Origin of the sequence: Candidatus Accumulibacter vicinus (assembly GCF_000584955.1) — a bacterium.
Classification (GTDB): Bacteria; Pseudomonadota; Gammaproteobacteria; order Burkholderiales; family Rhodocyclaceae; genus Accumulibacter; species Accumulibacter vicinus.
In genome coordinates this window covers 43,939-60,842 of record NZ_JDSS02000028.1, presented here as the reverse complement: position 1 = coordinate 60,842, position 16,904 = coordinate 43,939, and the positions used below count along the sequence as shown (strand labels likewise).

Here is a 16,904-nt window from a genome sequence, read left to right as displayed (position 1 = left end):
CGGGAATGCGGGAATCAGGGAATCAGGGTTTGGGTGACCAGTGGTGTGGCTTCGTCCGGCGTTTCGGGCTCAGGCGATTTTGGCAAAAGGTTATCCCATCGAACGGAAAGTAGAAAAACGGGACGACGAGGTGGCGCAAATCACCCAGGGGTATTGCGCGGCGATCCGCGCTGCGCTGACCGGTGTCGACGATTTTTACAGTCTTCCGACAATTACCGCCACCGGAATTTCGAAATTCCCTCACGTAGAACAAAAACCCCATCAATTTCTGAAAGTTATCGTAAGGAGTTGGCTCTCGGCCTGTTTCTTGCTTTGGTGATTCTAAACAATTTCCAGAGTCCCGGAGTGTATCAATTTTACGTCAGTCACTACGAAAAACGCCTTCCGTTTCTCATCGAGGTTGACAACGCCCCCCGGAAACGGGGAACAATATCGCGACTGTACATTGTGTTAGATCGTATCTTTAAAGTGGTTTATGATGGTTGACGGCATGGGGTTCGTGCAGATCAGCGCAGGAATCGCTTCAGGAACCAGGCCAGGTCAGCGGTTGCCAATGGATCGACTGGGCAGCCGCGGCCTGAGACACGCTCCTCAAGGAGTGAAGAACATGAATATCCCGGATGATCCCACGCTCCGCTTCCTTCCCGGTCTTGGAGCCACCTTCTCAGAGACAGACTTTCTTCGCCAGCAAGTTGCCGAGATCGAAGCGTATGTGGAGCGCTTTCCATGGGATGAGCGGGAACTCCGCGCATTGGCATGGATCGAGGCCAATGCCAGTCAATATCGGCAACAGTGGCAGATACGGACGGCCACGAGCAGACACCAGCGGCAATCCACACCCCAGGGGTGATGATCCTGACGGCCCGTTCCAGGAGAAGAGGCATTCGCACCGCTACCGAAACTCGAACGACGGTTGCGTGATGTCTGAGATCAGGTTGAGCGGCGTCCCCGGTTCGACGAATGCGCCCAGCCAGCGGTAGGTACCTGCCGGCTCGCTGCCGTTGAAAGTGTAACTGAAATTCGACTGCAGGCGTGTAGGGTCCGGCGATGTCGCCGTACCCATAGCGCGTTGCGTCGAATGAGCTGACGCGCAGAATGGAGGCTGCATAAGCCTGCGCGTCCAGCGCCTCCTGGGTCTTGCCAATCGCGCGGAGAAAGGTCGCTCCCCAACTGCCGCTGACATCCATCGCGCTGGCCGCGTCAGCAGGCAGAACGCCAGGCTTCATGCGTCGCTGGACGGCATCCTAACCGAATTGAAAAATGGCGCTGCCGAGCAGCGATGCTTCCTGCAAGCGTCCTGCAGCGCGCAGGCCAAAGTAAGCCGAGATGTTTCCTTCGATGCCCAATGAAATCAGGTTCGGATACGCCGGATGGCGGCCAAACTGGCCAATCAGCCACGCTGACCCACGATCGATCGCGTTGTCGAGCGCAACGGTATCCGCGTACAGACCACTGTTGCGCAGTTTGTTGAGCGCAATCAGCACCCATCCGACGTTGCCGGCCCATTCACAGGTATCGATGTCCTGTATCAGCGTTTCATTGCCATCGCAGGGAATCGGCTGCGACGCGCGATCGGAACCTCTGAGCATCCCGGTCTGTGAAACATACGTCGAGTACCAGGCTCCTGCCTGCACCCTGCTGGCGGGAATCTGCAAGGCGATCAGCCGGGCTGCCAGCTTTCTCGCGGCCTCGAGGAAAGCCGCCTGCCCGGTGTCCTGGTACTCGTAAACGAACACCAGGAGCGCTTCGGCCTGGGCATAGCTGTTGAAGTTGGGCGTCGTCTCGGGAAACCACGCCGGCAGCAGATCCTTGCCCGCTGCGGACGGCGCAACCTGCGCCAGCAGCGCATCGGCGGCTTTGCGGCGCACCGTCGCGTCCCGAGTGACGGTCGCAAAACCGCTGGCGGCGGGCAAACGGTGGGCTCCACCCGGCTTCAGGTCGACCGCCGCAAACTCGTCGAGGTAGAGGGTTCCGGCATGCTCTTCCACACCTGGGTCACTCGATGGGTTGTCCGCGACTTCGCAGCCGGCGCAACGGACGATGGCCATCTCGAAACCCGTCACTCTGCTCAGGTCGATCGCGCGGTCCGAGCTCAATTCCCGCAGGTCGAGGTAGATTGCTCTCCATACCGGCAGGTCGGTCATGCTTTTCAGGGCGACGGCAACCAGGCCGCTCGCGTCCTTGAGCTTCACTTCGACCGTGTCGTGCGCACGCAGGTTGGAGCCGCGCATTGCCAGCCGCAGGTGGGTGTATCGGCTGAGGTCGCGCGCCTCGGCCAGAGTCCTCTGCAACACGACCCAGCTTTGCCCGGCGTTCTGGCTGCCGGAGGGGGCGACATTGCGCAGATCGTAATCCACTGCCAGAGCCGTGCCGTTGCAGCCCGCAACCGTACGCAATGTCGGCCTGGGAATCGACACATCGGCCGTACAGCAATGCTCCCACGGCGTATCGAAGTCATCCAGGACGACATCAACCCGCCCGTCCCCACAGCCGATTCCCCATTGCAGAACAGGCCGGGCAGTACTGGGCGATGCCGCAAGTGTCAGCAGACCAGCCGCCATCGCCAGCAGAAAACGCACCCGCAACACCGGCGAAGAGGCCTTCGATGAGCACGCCCGTCCAATCCAGTGGAATAGTTTTTTCATCGCCAGGCCCTCCTTCGACGGCAAACACCCGGTTGTTCAAAATCGGCAGCAAGATTAGCCGCCCCAGCACAAACCTTCGGAGTCCACTTCAGTTCTTGAGGCGGTAGCCGGTCTTGAAAATCCAGGCTACGATCGCCAGAAATATCGCCAGGAACAGCAGCGTCATGGCCAGGCTGATCCCGACACGGACGTCGGCAACGTCATAAAAACTCCAGCGGAAGCCGCTCACCAGATAGACCACGGGGTTGAACAGGGTGATTGTCTGCCAGATCGGTGGCAAGATATTGATCGAGTAGAAGCTGCCACCCAGAAATGTCAGAGGGGTGATGATCAGCAACGGCACCAGTTGCAGCTTCTCGAAATTATCCGCCCAGATGCCGATGATGAACCCGAAAAGGCTGAAAGTGACCGCCGTGAGCACCAGGAAAAGCAGCATCCAGAAGGGATGCGCGACCTCGATGGGAACGAACAGGCCGGCTGTGGCAAGAATGATCAGGCCGAGGACAACCGACTTGCTGGCGGCTGCACCGACATAACTGGCGGCGATCTCGAGATAGGAAACCGGCGCCGACAGCAACTCGTAGATCGTTCCCGTGAATTTTGGAAAATAGATGCCGAATGAAGCGTTGGAAACGCTCTGCGTCAATAGCGACAACATGATCAGCCCTGGCACGATGAAGGCACCATAACTGATGCCGTCGATCTCGGGAATCCGCGAACCGATCGCCGCCCCGAAGACGACGAAATACAGGGAGGTTGAAATCACTGGCGAGACAATGCTCTGCAGCAGCGTGCGTCGGGTACGTGCCATCTCGAAGAGGTAAATCGCACGCATGGCCTGCAGGTTCATTTTGCCTCCTTCACCAGGCTGACGAAAATGTCTTCAAGCGAACTCTGGGTGGTGTGCAGATCCTTGAAGACGATGGCTGCGTCATTGAGATCCCTGAGCAGCGCAACGATGCCGGTTCGCTCGTCATTCGTGTCGTAGGTATAGGTCAGTTCGCCGCCATCGCTCGACAGTTCCAGCGGGTAGGCATCGAGTTCGGGTGGGATGCCGGCGAGTGGATTCTGCAGTTGCAGAGTCATCTGCTTCCTGCCCAGCTTGCGCATCAGTTCAACCTTGTCTTCCACCAGAATGATCTCGCCCTTGCTGATCACCCCGATCCGTTCAGCCATCTCTTCGGCCTCGTCGATGTAATGGGTGGTCAGGATGACGGTCACCCCGGTCGCTTTGAGCGAGCGCACCAGTTGCCACATGTCACGCCGCAGGTTGACATCGACCCCGGCTGTCGGCTCGTCGAGAAACAGAATCTGTGGCTCGTGCGACAGCGCCTTGGCGATCAGCAGGCGGCGCTTCATGCCGCCCGAGAGGGTGATGATCTTGTTGTCCTTCTTGTCCCACAGGGAGAGCTCGCGGAGTATCTTTTCGATGTAGGCCGGATTTGCGCGCTTGCCGAAGAGACCACGGCTAAAGGAAACCGTCGCCCATACCGATTCGAAGGCATCGGTGGTCAGCTCCTGCGGGACCAGACCGATCTTTGCGCGCGCTGCCCGGTAGTCGGTGACAATGTCGTGACCGTCTACCCGCACCGTTCCTGCGCTGGCATTGACGATCCCGCAGATGATGCTGATCAGGGTGGTTTTTCCTGCGCCGTTGGGACCCAGCAAGGCGAAGATCTCGCCACGGCGAATATCCAGACTGATCTCCTTGAGCGCCTGGAAGCCGGTGGCGTAGGTCTTGCAGAGTCCGGTGATGGAGAGGATGGTCGGCATGGACGCGACCATAGCAGATCCCGGCATTGGATTGAACAGCGGCATGATCATCTTGGCTGCGAGCGCACGGCGCGACCAGCATGCAGGTCCGGCACTGGCACCATATTGGCTATAATTTAGCATATTAAATCTTTGGGATGAGTTGTAATGACGACTGCAGCGAGACGGCCATGGCAACGGCAGGCATGCTGCGGTATATCCTGGTTACACTGTCGGCAAAGGCCCCCTGCAGCGCAGGGGTGAGAGGACAACAGCACCATGAGCGACCCGATGCCACGGATTTTGGCCATAGATAACCGGCCGGCCAATCTGCTGACGCTGCGGGCGACACTGGCTCCGGAATTCGAATTGCAGTTCGCAAGTTCCGGCGCACAGGGAATGGCGATGGCAGCCGAATCCCCCCCCGATCTGATCCTGATCGATGTCATGATGTCGGAGATGGATGGTTACGAGACCTGCCGGCGGCTCAAGGCCGACCCTCGACTGCAGGATATTCCGATGATCTTTGTGACAGCGCCCAGCGCGGCCGGGACAGCGAGTACCGAGCAGCTCCTGAGTCCTGCCGACACCGTCTTCACCCCGCCGATCATCGCAGAGATTACCCGCCGACGCATCCGCAATCTGCTGCATCGGGAACAGTTACGCAGGGCGGCCGAGAACTACCGCAAGCAACTTGCAACGCGAGAACAAGCGCTGCTGGAAAGCGAAGCATTCACTCGCACCATTCTCAACTCGCTGACCGCAAATCTCGCCGTTCTTGATCCTCAGGGCGTGATCGTTTCGGTCAACAGGGCGTGGCAGCGCTTTGCCGAGGAAAACGGGGCGCCAAGCCTGGCGGCAAACTCCGTGGGCCTCAGCTATCGCAGCGTCTGCATGGCGGCCGCCGGACAGCCGGGTGAAGAGGAAGCCTTGCAGGCCTGGGCCGGCATAGCGGCGGTACTGAGCAAGGCACAAGCGCACTTCAGTCTCGAATATTCCTGCAACTTTCCTGATCAGGCACGCTGGTTTCACATGCGCGTCTATCCGATGCTTGCACCCTGCGAAGGCGCCGTAGTGGCCCACGAAGACATTACCCCACGCAAGCGTGCGGAAAACGCCTTGCGCGAGCAGGAAGCTTTCTTCCGCTTGATCGCCGAAAACCTCCAAGGCTTCGTCGCGGTTCTCGACATTGAAGGGCGACGGGTATACAACAGTCCGTCCTACACACGTCTGCTCGGTGACCGGAATCTTTGCGGCACTTCCTCATTCGAAGACATCCATCCGGCCGACCGCGAACGAGTCGTCAGCGCGTTTCGCGAGACCGTCGCCACGGGTATCGGGCACCATCTCGAATACCGCTTTGTGACGACCGGCGGCGACATCCGCCTGATCGAATCTCGCGGTGGGGTCATCAGGGACAATGAAGGCCGCATCAAACGCGTGGTCGTCGTTTCCCATGACGTCACCGAGCGCAAGGCCGCCGAAGAAAAAATCCACCATCTGGCTTTCTATGACGCACTCACCCAACTGCCCAACCGCCTGCTGCTCAACGACCGCCTGCAGCAGACCATGGCAGCCAGCAAGCGCAATGCTTGCTATGGCGCGTTGATGTTCATCGATCTCGACAACTTCAAGCCGGTGAATGACCGGCATGGCCATGAAGTAGGCGATTTACTGCTGATCGAAGCGGCAAATCGACTGAAAACCTGCGTTCGCTCGGTAGACACGGTGGCGCGTTTCGGCGGCGATGAGTTTGTCGTGATCCTGAGTGATCTGCATGCGGATAAAATCGAATCGGGTACGCAAGCCGCGATCGTCGCGAACAAGATTCGTATCCGCTTATCGGAACCCTACCTGCTGACCATCAGGTGCAAAGGAAGCGCAGACACGACAATCGAACATCATTGCACGGCAAGTATCGGCGTGACACTGTTTCTCGATCATGTCGTCAGCCGAGACGACCTTCTCAAGCGGGCTGATACAGAAATGTATCAAGCCAAACAAGCGGGATGCAATCTGATCCGGTTTCATGAAGAGAAGGACGGGGTAGACTGACTCGCCTCACAGCGTCTGGCGAAGCGCCGGATTTCCGGCGCCCTTCCGTCGGGAAAAACTACTGGACTTTTGCCTTGGCACGCAGATCATTCACGTATTTCTGGATCTGCTCCTGCTGCAGGCGCTGCGCCAGTTGCGGCTTGACCTGGTCGAACGGGGGTATAGTCAGCGGACGGCTGTCCTCTAGCAAGATCACGTGATAACCAAAATCGGTCTTGACCGGGGTTTCGGTGTACTTGCCCTTGCTCAGACTGCCGACCGCATCGCCAAACGGTTTCACGTAACTGGCCGTGCTGTTCCAGCCGAGGTCGCCGCCTTTGTCCTTGGATCCAGGATCCTTGGACTGCTTGGCCAACTCGTCGAACTTGGCACCCTTTTTCAGATTGGCGATGATGGTCTTGGCCTCGTCTTCCTGTTCAACCAGGATGTGACGGACCTTGTACTCGGTATTGCCCATCTGGGTTTTCATCTTGTCGTATGCGGCCTTGAGATCCTGGTCGCTGATCGGGTGCTTCTTGACGAAATCCTGAACAAAAGCGCGGATGAAGATCGCCTGCCTGGCCAGATCGGCTTGTGCCGATACGTCGGGTTGCTTGTCAAGGTTCAGCTTCTTCGCTTCCTGGACCAGCAATTCGCGACGGATCAATTCTTCACGAACCGCGTTCTTCAACTCGGGAGTATCGGGGGCGCCCTGAGCTTTCTGTTCAGCGACAAAGGCGTTGGCAACAGTCTGAGGAATGGCAACCCCGTTGACGGTGGCAACGGCGCCGCTTGCGGCCTTCTGGGCTGCCGCCGGGAGCGAGATAAGCGCAGCGAGCAGCAACGCGCTGGCGAGTCGGGAAAGCTTGTGCATGTCTGATTTTCCTTCGGTTGAGTTGGGTTGGGTGGAAGTAAGGCAAGTGTGCTCAGGAAGTTATCGAGGCTATCGCCGAATATTCTGCAGGGGTCAGCGCCTGGATGCTCAAGGCATGAATCCGGATAGGCATCAGGTCATCCAGCGCAGCATGCACCAGGCGATGACGCGCCAGACGGGCGAGATCTGCGAAAGCATCCGAAACGATCAGCAGGCGATAATGGCCCCCTCCACCCTGCGCACCGGCATGCCCGGTGTGCCGAGCCGAGTCGTCGATCACCTCCAGGCGGATCGGCGCCAGCACTGTAAGTCGTTGCTGAATGTTCGTGACAACGCTGGCAGCAGCACCAGCGGCGGGCGCATCGGTCACGCCGGCAGGGCTTTCTTGAATGGCTTGACGGTCACGGTCGTGTAGACCCCGCTAGCGACGTAAGGGTCGGCGTCGGCCCAGGTTCTGGCCGCTTCGAGTGAAGCGAACTCGGCAACAATCAGACTGCCGGAGAAACCAGCCGGCCCGGGGTCAGGAGAATCAATGGCAGGAAAGGGGCCCGCCAGCAACAGGCGACCGTCATCCTGCAGCGCCTTGAGACGCTCGATATGCGCCGGCCGGGCAGCGAGACGGTCGGCCAGTGAGTCTGGACGGTCTTCGCCAACGATGGCGTAGAACATCATTTAGTCTCCTCGATGTACTTCGACAGCATCAACCCCTGGATGACCACAAAAACCAGCATCAGCCCGGTCGCACCAAACAGTTTGAAGTTGACCCAGTCGTCTGTCGAAAAGTTGAAAGCTACAAAAAGGTTGGCGATTCCCATGAAAATGAAGAAACCGACCCATGACCAGTTGAGTTTGCTCCAGGCGACCTCCGGCAGTTCCATCTGCTCGCTGAGCAACGCCCGCATCAGGTTCTTCCTGAAGAACAGCGTGCCTCCGAGCAGCGTCGCTGCAAAGGTCCAGTAGAGTACCGTCGGCTTCCACTTGATGAAGGTTTCGTCCTGCAGGATCAGGGTCATGCCGCCAAAAACCATGATCACCACCAGGCTCACCCAAAGCATGGTGTCAATCTTGCGGCCCTTGAACCATAGCCAGCCAATCTGCGCGAAACTCGCAGCCATGGCTACCCCGGTTGCGACGTAAATGTCGAAAACCTTGTAGGCGATAAAGAAAAGGATGACCGGCAAAAGGTCGAAAAGGAACTTCATGGCGGATGCAGTAGACAGATCGGGTGATTATGGCCGATATAACAGACTGCTGTCCATCACTACGCATCTGGCTTGCGGTTGCAGCACTCACCGCGCTATAGTGGCGGCACGAATGGGAGAGTGCGGCATAACCGCCGCCGAAGGCGCAATCCACCCGGAAACGCTCAGGCAAAAGGACCGTTCGCGAATTGAACTCTGGAGAGCGGCGCTCGCGTCTGGCAAAGCGCCCACCGATGGGGCAGGTTGCTACTCACCGATGCAGGGTGGCAGCCGGACAATCTCTCAGGTACATGGACAGGGGGGTGAACTCGAGACGAGTTCGCCCCTTTTTTGTTTTTGCCATGCCCTTCGATCAATCTTAGCGATCACTGAATACGATGAAGAAAACGGTTCTCAACGAAAATCACCGCCGTAGCGGTGCACGAATGGTCGATTTTGGCGGTTGGGAGATGCCTCTCCACTACGGTTCGCAAATCGAGGAACACCACGCCGTCCGCCGTGATGCCGGCATGTTTGACGTCTCGCACATGTGCGCCGTCGATGTCGAGGGCCCTGATGCCGGTCTTTTTCTGCGGCGTCTGATCGCCAACAACGTCGACCGCCTGAAGATCCCCGGCAAGGCCCTGTACAGCGCCATGCTCAACGAAACCGGCGGGGTCATCGACGACCTGATCGTCTACTTCCTCGACGCCAGCCGTTTCCGTGTCGTGATCAACGCCGGCACTGCCGAGAAGGATCTTGCGTGGATGCAAGCTCGCCTCGACGACTGGCAGTTGGCAGCCACCCTCACGCCGCGTCGTGAGGGCAGCCGCGCGCTGGCGATGGTGGCCGTCCAGGGACCGAACGCCCGCCAGCGAGTCTGGCAGGTGCTGCCGGAATGCCGCGCAGCCTGTGCAGCCCTGAAACCGTTCTTTGCCACCAGCGTCGGCGACTATTTCATCGCCAGCACCGGCTATACCGGAGAAGACGGCTACGAGATCACCCTCCCCGCCGAGCAGGCCGAGAGTCTCTGGAACCTGCTCGTCGAGGCCGGTGTGCGACCGTGCGGTCTGGGTGCCCGCGACACCCTGCGCCTCGAAGCCGGCATGAATCTCTACGGCCAGGACATGGACGAAACCGTTTCACCGCTCGATGCCGGCCTGGCCTGGACAGTCGACCTCGTCTCTGCACGCGACTTCGTCGGCAAGGCTGCCCTCCTCGCGAGGCCGCAGCAATATCAGTTTCTTGGCCTCGTGCTGCTCGATCGCGGTGTCCTGCGAGCTCACCAGAAGGTCCACACGGCGCACGGTGACGGTGAAATCACCAGCGGCAGTTTCTCCCCGACAATGCAGCAATCGATCGCCCTGGCCCGGATGCCGCTCGCCGTGGCGATCGCTGACACGGTTCAGGTCGCGGTTCGCGATAAACTGCTCAGCGCCCGGATAGTCAAACCCTGTTTCGTCAGAAATGGCAATATTCTGATTTGATTGCTGATCGCCCACAGCAAGACTTCAACCCCTCAGGAGAACAGATGAACATCCCCGCCGACCTCAAGTACACCAGAAGTCATGAATGGATCCGCAACGAAGCCGACGGCACCATCAGTATCGGCATTACCGAGCATGCGCAGGAACTGCTCGGCGACCTGGTATTCATCGAATTGCCCACGGTCGGCAGCGATCTCGCCGCCGGACAGGAAGCTGCGGTCGTTGAATCGGTCAAGGCAGCCGCCGACGTCTACGCACCGCTGGCGGGAACCATCGTCGACGTCAACCAGGCGGCGGTAGACGCACCCGAAACGGTCAATCAGGACGCCTACGCGGTCTGGCTGTTCCGGATGCGGCCGGCGGCGGCCAGCAACGTCGAAGCCCTGCTCGATGCCGCAGCCTACCAGCAGATCATTGACGCCACTTAGGCCCAGGACCGCCCCCCCATGGACAGCCTTTCTCTTGCCCCGACGCTCGCAGCACTCGGACAGCGCGACGACTTCATCAGCCGCCACATCGGCCCCAGCGCGAGCGACATCGCCGCCATGCTGGCCAGCATCGGTGCCAGCAGCATGGAACAGTTCGTCGAGCAAACCATCCCGGCGACGATTCGACTGACAGCGCCACTGGCACTCGCCGAACCGCGCCCGGAAAGCGAAGCGCTGGCAGCCCTGCGCGCCCTTGCCCGAGGTAATCGCGTGCAACACTCGCTGATCGGAATGGGTTACGCCGATACGCTGACTCCGGCGGTGGTGCTGCGCAACGTGCTCGAGAACCCGGGTTGGTACACCGCCTACACGCCCTATCAGGCAGAAGTCGCGCAGGGACGCCTCGAGGCACTCCTCAACTACCAGCAGGTGGTCATCGATCTCACCGGCCTCGAACTCGCCAACGCCTCCTTGCTCGACGAAGCGACCGCGGCTGCCGAGGCAATGAGCATGACACGCCGGGCCAGCAAGTCGAAATCGAACCTCTTCTTTGTTGACACGGCCTGCTTCCCGCAGACCATCGATGTACTGCAGACGCGTGCCCGCTTCTTTGGCTTTGAACTGGTCTTTGGTCCGCCGGACGAGGCAGCGCAACAGGAGGTCTTCGGCGCGCTGTTTCAATACCCGAACGACCACGGCGAGGTCAGCGACCTGAGCGGCCCGATTGCTGCCGTCAAATCGCGTGGAGGCCTCGTGGCCGTCGCCTCCGACCTGATGGCCCTGGTGCTTCTTCGCTCACCGGGCGAAATGGGTGCCGACATCGCGCTCGGCTCGTCACAGCGATTCGGGGTGCCGCTCGGATTCGGTGGTCCGCACGCTGCTTTCTTTGCCACCAGGGACGAATACAAGCGTGCAGTGGCCGGCCGGATCATCGGGGTCTCCGTTGACGCCCGCGGCCGGCGAGCGCTGCGGATGGCGCTGCAGACCCGCGAACAGCACATCCGCCGCGAAAAGGCCAACTCGAACATCTGCACAGCCCAAGTTTTGCTCGCCAACATGGTCGGCATGTACGCTGTCTATCATGGTCCGGACCGCCTGCGGAGCATCGCCGCACGCATCCATCGCCTCGCCGCAATTCTCGCCGAAGGCCTGCGGCGTGCCGGGATCACCGTCCTCACCAGGCATTTCTTCGACACCCTGCGCGTCGACCTGGGCAGCCGGGCGCTGCTCGTCTACAAGGTCGCCAGCGAACAAGGTTACAACCTTCGCCAGGTTTCCCCGGGCATACTCGGCATCGCCATCAACGAAAAAACCTCGGCGACGGATATCGCCCGGCTGATCAAGCTGATGACCGGCGTCAACGCCGACCTCAAGCCTTTCGACGAGCAACTGCGACAAGCCGACCCGTCCTTGCCGGCAGGCCTGCTGCGCCGGGACGCGATCCTCACGCATCCGGTCTTCAACACCTACCATACCGAACACGCGATGCTGCGCTACCTCAAGAAGCTGCAGAACCGGGATCTGGCGCTCGATCACTCGATGATCCCGCTCGGGTCCTGCACCATGAAGCTCAACGCCAGCAGCGAGATGATTCCGATCAGCTGGCCGGAATTCGCCGACATCCACCCCTTCGCCCCGCTCGATCAGGCGCAGGGTTACCTGCAGATGATCAGCGAGCTGGAATCCTGGCTCAAGGCGATCACCGGTTTCGACGCCATCTGCATGCAGCCGAACTCGGGGGCGCAGGGAGAATACGCCGGCCTGGTCGCCATCGCACGTTATCACGCCAGCCGTGGCGAAGCCCAGCGCAAAGTGTGCCTGATCCCGAAATCGGCGCACGGCACCAATCCTGCTACCGCGCAGATGTGTGGCATGCACGTGCTGGTGGTCAACTGCGACGATGCCGGCAACATCGATGTCGCCGACCTTGCGGCCAAGGCGGCGCAGAACGCGGCCAGCCTGGCCTGCCTGATGATCACCTACCCGTCGACGCATGGCGTCTTCGAGGAAGCGGTCAAGGATATCTGCGCCATTGTTCATGAACATGGCGGCCAGGTGTACATGGATGGCGCCAACCTCAACGCACAGGTTGGCCTGACCTCGCCGGCACGGATCGGCGCCGATGTCAGCCACATGAATCTGCACAAGACTTTCTGCATTCCGCATGGCGGCGGCGGGCCGGGAATGGGACCGATCGGTCTGAAAGCGCATCTCGCGCCGTTCATGGCCAACCACCGCGTGCAGCCGATCAGCGGTCCGCATGCGGGTCAGGGTGCTGTCGCCGCAGCCCCGTGGGGATCGGCCTCGATCCTGCCGATTGCGTGGATGTATATCGCCATGATGGGCGGCCGCGGACTGACCCGCGCCACCGAGGTGGCCATTCTCAACGCCAACTACATCGCCAGCCGCCTGCAGGCACACTACCCGATTCTGTACACCGGCAGGAATGGACGGGTGGCACACGAATGCATCCTCGACATCCGCCCGCTCAAGGCGATCACCGGGATCTCCGAGATCGACATCGCCAAGCGGCTGATGGACTATGGCTTTCACGCTCCGACAGTCAGCTTCCCGGTCGCCGGGACGATGATGGTCGAGCCGACCGAATCCGAAACCAAAGCCGAACTCGACCGCTTCATCGCCGCAATGGTCAGCATCCGCAACGAGATTCGCCAGATCGAACGGGGCCACTGGCCCGCCGATGACAATCCGCTGAAGCATGCTCCCCATACCCAGGCCGACCTTGTCGACAGCCACTGGAACCGGCCGTACAGCCGTCAGGAGGCCGTTTTCCCGCTGCCCGAGTTGGCTGAAAACAAATTCTGGCCGAGCGTCAATCGCGTCGACGACGTGTATGGTGACCGTCACCTGTTCTGTGCCTGTGTTCCGATCGACGAGATCGGCGAGCACACCCACCCACTTCCGGAGACATGAGCATGCGCCCCCCCATCCATGAGTTCAGCGCCGAGCGCCTTGCCGGCGGCAGCCAGTCGATGGCCGACTATGCCGGCAAGATTCTGCTGATCGTCAATACCGCCAGCCATTGTGGCTTCACACCACAGTACGCAGATCTCGAAGCGCTTTACCAGCGCTATCGGGAACGCGGCCTGGTGGTTCTTGGTTTTCCCTGCAACCAGTTTGGATCGCAGGAGCCTGGAGAAGCCGAAGAAATTGCCAGTTTCTGCCAAAAGAACTATGGCGTCAGCTTCCCGATGTTCGCCAAGATCGACGTCAACGGCAACGATGCCCACCCGCTCTACCAGTATCTGAAGAAAGCCGCGCCTGGCCTGCTCGGCAGTGAAGGAATCAAGTGGAACTTCACCAAGTTTCTAGTCGATCGCCAGGGAGAAGTGGTCGGGCGCTATGCGCCGGCGACTGCCCCGGAATCGATCGCCAGTGACATCGAGAAACTGCTATGAAGCCTGGAGGCATGCAGAATCACGATGATCGGCAGCCGCAGCGAGCATTGTCGAGGCATCGCCAGGCGTGGACCGATGCCCGCGCCTGACTTCAGCGCCATGCTGCGCTGGCCGAACGTGCCGGCCTGCTATGGCTGGCTGTCACTGGACCGGCGTGGCCACTGGCGGCTGCGCGGCGAAGTGCTTGGCCATGCGGGCCTCAATGACTTTCTGAACCGCCAGTACGCACATGACGAGGACGGTTGCTACTTCGTGCAGAACGGCCCGCAACGGGTGTTTGTCGAGCTCGAATACACGCCGTGGGTGCTCCGCCTGGGTGCAACAGACCGCCTCGAAACGCATACTGGCGAGGATGTCAGCGAGATTCGTGGCGCCACCCTCGACAATGAAGGCAATCTGCTGATCGAGATCCCCGAGGGAATCGCCCTGCTCTGCGACCGTGATCTGCCTGCCCTGCGCGACTGCCTGCGCTTGCCGGATGGCGAACCCGCTGACGATACGAGCGTACTCGCAATCATTGCGCAGCCAGTTCCTGACCTGACCGTGCTGACCCTCGACTGGGCAGGCCAGCACGTGCCGGTGGCCTCGATACGTCGATCCGAGGTACCCGGACGCTATGGCTTCGTTCCCTCACCGCGAGCGGCGACGGGGTGAGCCACGATCACCGAAGTCCTTGGCGGGATGGACTATTGATTCATGTTGGCGAATAATTACACGTTGTCAACCGACTGTGAGTCCGACGTTTCGGTGTCGGAACGTGTTTTAGCCGAGGTTTGTGATGCGCTACCAGGTTTTCGTGGAAGAAGAGGAAGGCTCCGACGCTGGAGGGGATCTGGGCAATTTCGATCAACTGGATGAGGTTTGGGCGTTCATCCAAAGCCGTCTGCCCACCGGAGTATTCAGTGATCGCCGCCTGGTTTGGGTGAAGGATCGGGAAGCCAAAGGCGACGTTTCCTTTTCCATGACCAGCGCGCTATGGGCCGAGCATTGCGAAACACCGCTGGCCTTTGCTCGCTGCTTCAAGATGTTTCTTGCCTTCAAACACGATTAGGCCTGCGCCGGGCTCAATGAGTCCGCCACGCCCGTCTTCCGATCTCGCGGCCCTGCGGACGACGCAGGTCGCTCGCGGATCGCTATCGACTGACCGGTGTCTGCCGGCGCTGCGGACTCTCGAATCAGTTTGTCGATCCCGGGGTACGCCTTGCTAGCCAGAGAAACCACGCCCAGCGCGATCGTGCGGTATCTCGATCAGTACGTCATTGGCCAGGATCAAGCCAAGAAGGTTCTGGCTGTAGCCGTCTACTCGCATTACCGGAAAATCGCCACCTTCGCCCATGACCAGGGATCGTTCGCCAAAAGCAATGTGCTGCTCGTCGGACCTTCAGGAACCGGCAAGACCCTGCTCTGCGACACCCTGTCGAGGATGCTGGATGTACCGTTCGTGACCGCCGACGCGACTTCGCTGGCGCAGACCAAGTATGTCAATGAAGAAATCGAGGCGGCTTTGCAGCGACTGCTGGAAAAGGCCGACGGGAACGTCGAGAACGCCCAGCACGGGATCATCTTCATCGATGAAATCGACAAGCTGAAAACGGCACCCGCTGAATCACGGGCCACCTCAGGCGAGAGCGTACAGCATGCATTGTTGAAAATCATGGAAGGTTCGCCGGTGAAACTGAAGAACAATCAGTACATCGACACCAGCAATGTCCTCTTCATCTGCGGTGGAGCCTTCGTCGGTCTCGAAAAGATCATGTCCAAGACGCATGGTTTCGGGTTTATCGCCACCTCGGCTGACGACAACCAGAACATTCTCGATCGGCTGAACCAGCGGGTGAAACCGACCGACCTGTTCGAGTTCGGGCTGATTCCCGAATTCACCGGCCGCCTGCCGGTGATCGCCAACCTGCACCCGCTGACCAAGGCGATGCTGGTGAGCATCATGAGCGTGCCGAAGAACTCGATCTACCGGCAGTACATCGAGATCTTCCGGGGCGAAGGCGTCGAGTTGAGCATCGGCCAGCGGGTCTTCGAGCAGATTGCCGAAATCGCCATCGAATACAAGACCGGCGCACGCAGCCTGCGCGGCATCTTCGAGGAACTGATCACACCGATTCTCTACGTCGTACCGGACAAACCCGAAATCTGCAAGGTTGAAATCCGATCACTCTTCGAAGATGCCCGTTATTTCAGACGAAAGTAAGCACGGCAGCCGGCCAGCGCCGGCCGGCCGGCGCACAGCGCTTCTTGGGTCGCGGCTGCGGCCCCGTTGCTGGCCGGTTCTGAAGCTCGCGGTGTTCGGCGTGCTCGCTTTCTATCTGATTGAACTCATGGGGATCAGCATGTTTCAGGATAATCTGCTCTACTACCCGAACCGGGCCAGGGTTGCGGAAATGGTTTCGAGCGGGCTCTCACCCTGGCCGACGGAACAGGACTTCCGCGGCCTGCTGGCTGAACCCCAAACGCCGGCGCGTGCCACGGCAATTATTTTTCATGGCAACGCAGGCCATGCCGGGGATCGTCAGTTCTACGCCAGCGTGCTCGGCCGGCTCGGTCTGCGCGTCATCCTCGCCGAATACCCGGCGTACGGACCACGCAGCGGCGAACTCGGCGAGAAGAGTCTGGTCGCCGACGCCCAACAGACGATTGCTCTCGCGCATGTTCGTTACCGGGAGCCGCTGCTGATCATCGGGGAATCGCTGGGTGCCGGGGTCGCGGCGGCGGCCAGCGCCGACCAGCGCGAGAGGGTCGCCGGCCTGCTGCTGATCACGCCCTGGGACCGGCTTGAACATGTCGCCAGCCACCACTATCCCTTGCTCCCGGTGAAGTGGCTGTTGCGCGACCGCTACGACAGCGTGACCCATTTGGCGGCGTTCGGCCGGCCGGTACTGGTAGCCATTGCCGAGCACGACACGATCATTCCGGCACGCTTCGGCAAGGCGCTCCACGATTCGCTCGCCGAACCCAAGCGCCTGTCGGTCATTGCGGGAGCCGACCACAACGACTGGTTCTTCCGACTCGACGACGCCTGGTGGCAACAGGCGATCGACTTCCTGCTCCCAGGAACCCGCTGATCGATTGGCA

18 protein-coding genes and 2 riboswitches are annotated in these 16,904 nt (G+C 60.1%); of the genes, 11 read left to right on the top strand and 7 right to left on the bottom strand.

The genetic code is table 11. The annotated features are described in order from the left end of the window. Positions 1-43 precede the first annotated feature (43 nt). The gene (locus tag CAPSK01_RS23010) at positions 44-319 is read left to right on the top strand and encodes a hypothetical protein (protein ID WP_273703697.1); all 276 of its coding nucleotides are present in this window, start codon (positions 44-46) and stop codon (positions 317-319) included. Positions 320-607: 288 nt separating this feature from the next. Next, positions 608-850, top strand: a complete 243-nt coding sequence (locus CAPSK01_RS13855; protein ID WP_034927744.1) for a hypothetical protein — start codon at positions 608-610, stop codon at positions 848-850. A 394-nt stretch (positions 851-1,244) separates the two neighbouring features. Here the strand turns inward: CAPSK01_RS13855 and CAPSK01_RS13850 are convergent, their stop codons facing one another. The 3 genes from CAPSK01_RS13850 to CAPSK01_RS13840 all read right to left on the bottom strand — a co-directional run bounded on the left by CAPSK01_RS13850 (position 1,245) and on the right by CAPSK01_RS13840 (position 4,418). After that, on the bottom strand, positions 1,245-2,645 hold the full coding sequence (locus CAPSK01_RS13850; protein WP_034927741.1) for a hypothetical protein: 1,401 nt from the start codon (positions 2,643-2,645) through the stop codon (positions 1,245-1,247). Positions 2,646-2,733: 88 nt separating this feature from the next. Next, positions 2,734-3,495 carry an ABC transporter permease gene (locus tag CAPSK01_RS13845; protein WP_034927738.1) on the bottom strand — a complete coding sequence of 254 codons (762 nt, stop codon included), beginning with the start codon at positions 3,493-3,495 and terminating at the stop codon, positions 2,734-2,736. Continuing rightward, on the bottom strand, positions 3,492-4,418 hold the full coding sequence (locus tag CAPSK01_RS13840) for an ABC transporter ATP-binding protein (RefSeq protein ID WP_034927862.1): 927 nt from the start codon (positions 4,416-4,418) through the stop codon (positions 3,492-3,494). The genes CAPSK01_RS13845 and CAPSK01_RS13840 overlap by 4 nt, the downstream gene beginning before the upstream one ends. 258 nt (positions 4,419-4,676) lie before the next feature. On the opposite strand from CAPSK01_RS13840, the gene CAPSK01_RS23005 reads away from it, so the two are divergent. Further along, entirely contained in the window at positions 4,677-6,452 is a 1,776-nt protein-coding gene (locus CAPSK01_RS23005; protein ID WP_273703696.1) for a diguanylate cyclase, read from the top strand. A 58-nt stretch (positions 6,453-6,510) separates the two neighbouring features. Here the strand turns inward: CAPSK01_RS23005 and CAPSK01_RS13830 are convergent, their stop codons facing one another. From CAPSK01_RS13830 to CAPSK01_RS13815, 4 genes are read right to left on the bottom strand one after another with little or no spacing between them, the layout of a single operon-like run. Further along, the gene (locus CAPSK01_RS13830) at positions 6,511-7,305 is read right to left on the bottom strand and encodes a peptidylprolyl isomerase (RefSeq protein WP_034927735.1); all 795 of its coding nucleotides are present in this window, start codon (positions 7,303-7,305) and stop codon (positions 6,511-6,513) included. Positions 7,306-7,357: 52 nt separating this feature from the next. Further along, positions 7,358-7,675, bottom strand: coding sequence for a BolA family protein (locus tag CAPSK01_RS13825; protein WP_273703695.1), 318 nt, complete (start codon positions 7,673-7,675; stop codon positions 7,358-7,360). Beyond that, entirely contained in the window at positions 7,672-7,974 is a 303-nt protein-coding gene (locus CAPSK01_RS13820; protein ID WP_034927733.1) for a YciI family protein, read from the bottom strand. The genes CAPSK01_RS13825 and CAPSK01_RS13820 overlap by 4 nt, the downstream gene beginning before the upstream one ends. After that, positions 7,974-8,507: a septation protein A gene (locus CAPSK01_RS13815; RefSeq protein ID WP_034927730.1), complete on the bottom strand. Its 534-nt coding sequence runs from the start codon at positions 8,505-8,507 to the stop codon at positions 7,974-7,976. Before CAPSK01_RS13815 ends, CAPSK01_RS13820 begins: the two co-directional genes overlap by 1 nt. Before the next feature lie 103 nt (positions 8,508-8,610). Further along, positions 8,611-8,697, top strand: a riboswitch (glycine riboswitch). A 3-nt stretch (positions 8,698-8,700) separates the two neighbouring features. After that, positions 8,701-8,807: riboswitch (glycine riboswitch) on the top strand. Positions 8,808-8,884: 77 nt separating this feature from the next. Here CAPSK01_RS13815 and gcvT point away from each other — a divergent pair. From gcvT to CAPSK01_RS13775, 8 genes are all read left to right on the top strand, one after another. Then, entirely contained in the window at positions 8,885-9,973 is a 1,089-nt protein-coding gene (gcvT, locus tag CAPSK01_RS13810; RefSeq protein WP_034927728.1) for a glycine cleavage system aminomethyltransferase GcvT, read from the top strand. A gap of 44 nt (positions 9,974-10,017) precedes the next feature. Further along, complete coding sequence (gene gcvH / locus CAPSK01_RS13805; protein WP_034927724.1) at positions 10,018-10,401, top strand: glycine cleavage system protein GcvH; 384 nt, start codon at positions 10,018-10,020, stop codon at positions 10,399-10,401. 18 nt (positions 10,402-10,419) lie between these two features. Then, entirely contained in the window at positions 10,420-13,335 is a 2,916-nt protein-coding gene (gene gcvP, locus CAPSK01_RS13800; RefSeq protein ID WP_034927721.1) for an aminomethyl-transferring glycine dehydrogenase, read from the top strand. A gap of 2 nt (positions 13,336-13,337) precedes the next feature. Beyond that, a complete protein-coding gene (locus CAPSK01_RS13795) occupies positions 13,338-13,820 on the top strand; it encodes a glutathione peroxidase (RefSeq protein ID WP_034927718.1) in 483 nt (160 codons plus the stop codon). Positions 13,821-13,895: 75 nt separating this feature from the next. Next, the gene (locus CAPSK01_RS13790; RefSeq protein ID WP_034927854.1) at positions 13,896-14,474 is read left to right on the top strand and encodes a DUF2946 family protein; all 579 of its coding nucleotides are present in this window, start codon (positions 13,896-13,898) and stop codon (positions 14,472-14,474) included. A 124-nt stretch (positions 14,475-14,598) separates the two neighbouring features. After that, entirely contained in the window at positions 14,599-14,871 is a 273-nt protein-coding gene (locus tag CAPSK01_RS13785; RefSeq protein WP_034927716.1) for a hypothetical protein, read from the top strand. Positions 14,872-15,021: 150 nt separating this feature from the next. Continuing rightward, the gene (clpX, locus tag CAPSK01_RS13780; protein ID WP_034927713.1) at positions 15,022-16,023 is read left to right on the top strand and encodes an ATP-dependent Clp protease ATP-binding subunit ClpX; all 1,002 of its coding nucleotides are present in this window, start codon (positions 15,022-15,024) and stop codon (positions 16,021-16,023) included. Positions 16,024-16,150: 127 nt separating this feature from the next. Further along, positions 16,151-16,894 (top strand): alpha/beta hydrolase, encoded by a 744-nt coding sequence (locus CAPSK01_RS13775; RefSeq protein ID WP_273703708.1) that lies wholly within the window; start codon positions 16,151-16,153, stop codon positions 16,892-16,894. Positions 16,895-16,904 lie beyond the last annotated feature (10 nt).

What these genes read in the sequence shown, in the direction of transcription:
- CAPSK01_RS13775 (WP_273703708.1), top strand. Translation starts at nt 16,151, where the DNA reads ATGGGGATCAGCATGTTTCAGGATAATCTGCTCTACTACCCGAACCGG.
- gcvP (WP_034927721.1), top strand. Translation starts at nt 10,420, where the DNA reads ATGGACAGCCTTTCTCTTGCCCCGACGCTCGCAGCACTCGGACAGCGC.
- gcvT (WP_034927728.1), top strand. Translation starts at nt 8,885, where the DNA reads ATGAAGAAAACGGTTCTCAACGAAAATCACCGCCGTAGCGGTGCACGA.
- CAPSK01_RS13785 (WP_034927716.1), top strand. Translation starts at nt 14,599, where the DNA reads ATGCGCTACCAGGTTTTCGTGGAAGAAGAGGAAGGCTCCGACGCTGGA.
- CAPSK01_RS13820 (WP_034927733.1), bottom strand. Translation starts at nt 7,974, where the DNA reads ATGTTCTACGCCATCGTTGGCGAAGACCGTCCAGACTCACTGGCCGAC.
- CAPSK01_RS13830 (WP_034927735.1), bottom strand. Translation starts at nt 7,305, where the DNA reads ATGCACAAGCTTTCCCGACTCGCCAGCGCGTTGCTGCTCGCTGCGCTT.
- CAPSK01_RS13790 (WP_034927854.1), top strand. Translation starts at nt 13,896, where the DNA reads ATGCCCGCGCCTGACTTCAGCGCCATGCTGCGCTGGCCGAACGTGCCG.
- CAPSK01_RS13845 (WP_034927738.1), bottom strand. Translation starts at nt 3,495, where the DNA reads ATGAACCTGCAGGCCATGCGTGCGATTTACCTCTTCGAGATGGCACGT.
- CAPSK01_RS13815 (WP_034927730.1), bottom strand. Translation starts at nt 8,507, where the DNA reads ATGAAGTTCCTTTTCGACCTTTTGCCGGTCATCCTTTTCTTTATCGCC.
- CAPSK01_RS13850 (WP_034927741.1), bottom strand. Translation starts at nt 2,645, where the DNA reads ATGAAAAAACTATTCCACTGGATTGGACGGGCGTGCTCATCGAAGGCC.
- CAPSK01_RS13855 (WP_034927744.1), top strand. Translation starts at nt 608, where the DNA reads ATGAATATCCCGGATGATCCCACGCTCCGCTTCCTTCCCGGTCTTGGA.
- CAPSK01_RS13840 (WP_034927862.1), bottom strand. Translation starts at nt 4,418, where the DNA reads ATGCCGACCATCCTCTCCATCACCGGACTCTGCAAGACCTACGCCACC.
- CAPSK01_RS13795 (WP_034927718.1), top strand. Translation starts at nt 13,338, where the DNA reads ATGCGCCCCCCCATCCATGAGTTCAGCGCCGAGCGCCTTGCCGGCGGC.
- gcvH (WP_034927724.1), top strand. Translation starts at nt 10,018, where the DNA reads ATGAACATCCCCGCCGACCTCAAGTACACCAGAAGTCATGAATGGATC.
- CAPSK01_RS23005 (WP_273703696.1), top strand. Translation starts at nt 4,677, where the DNA reads ATGAGCGACCCGATGCCACGGATTTTGGCCATAGATAACCGGCCGGCC.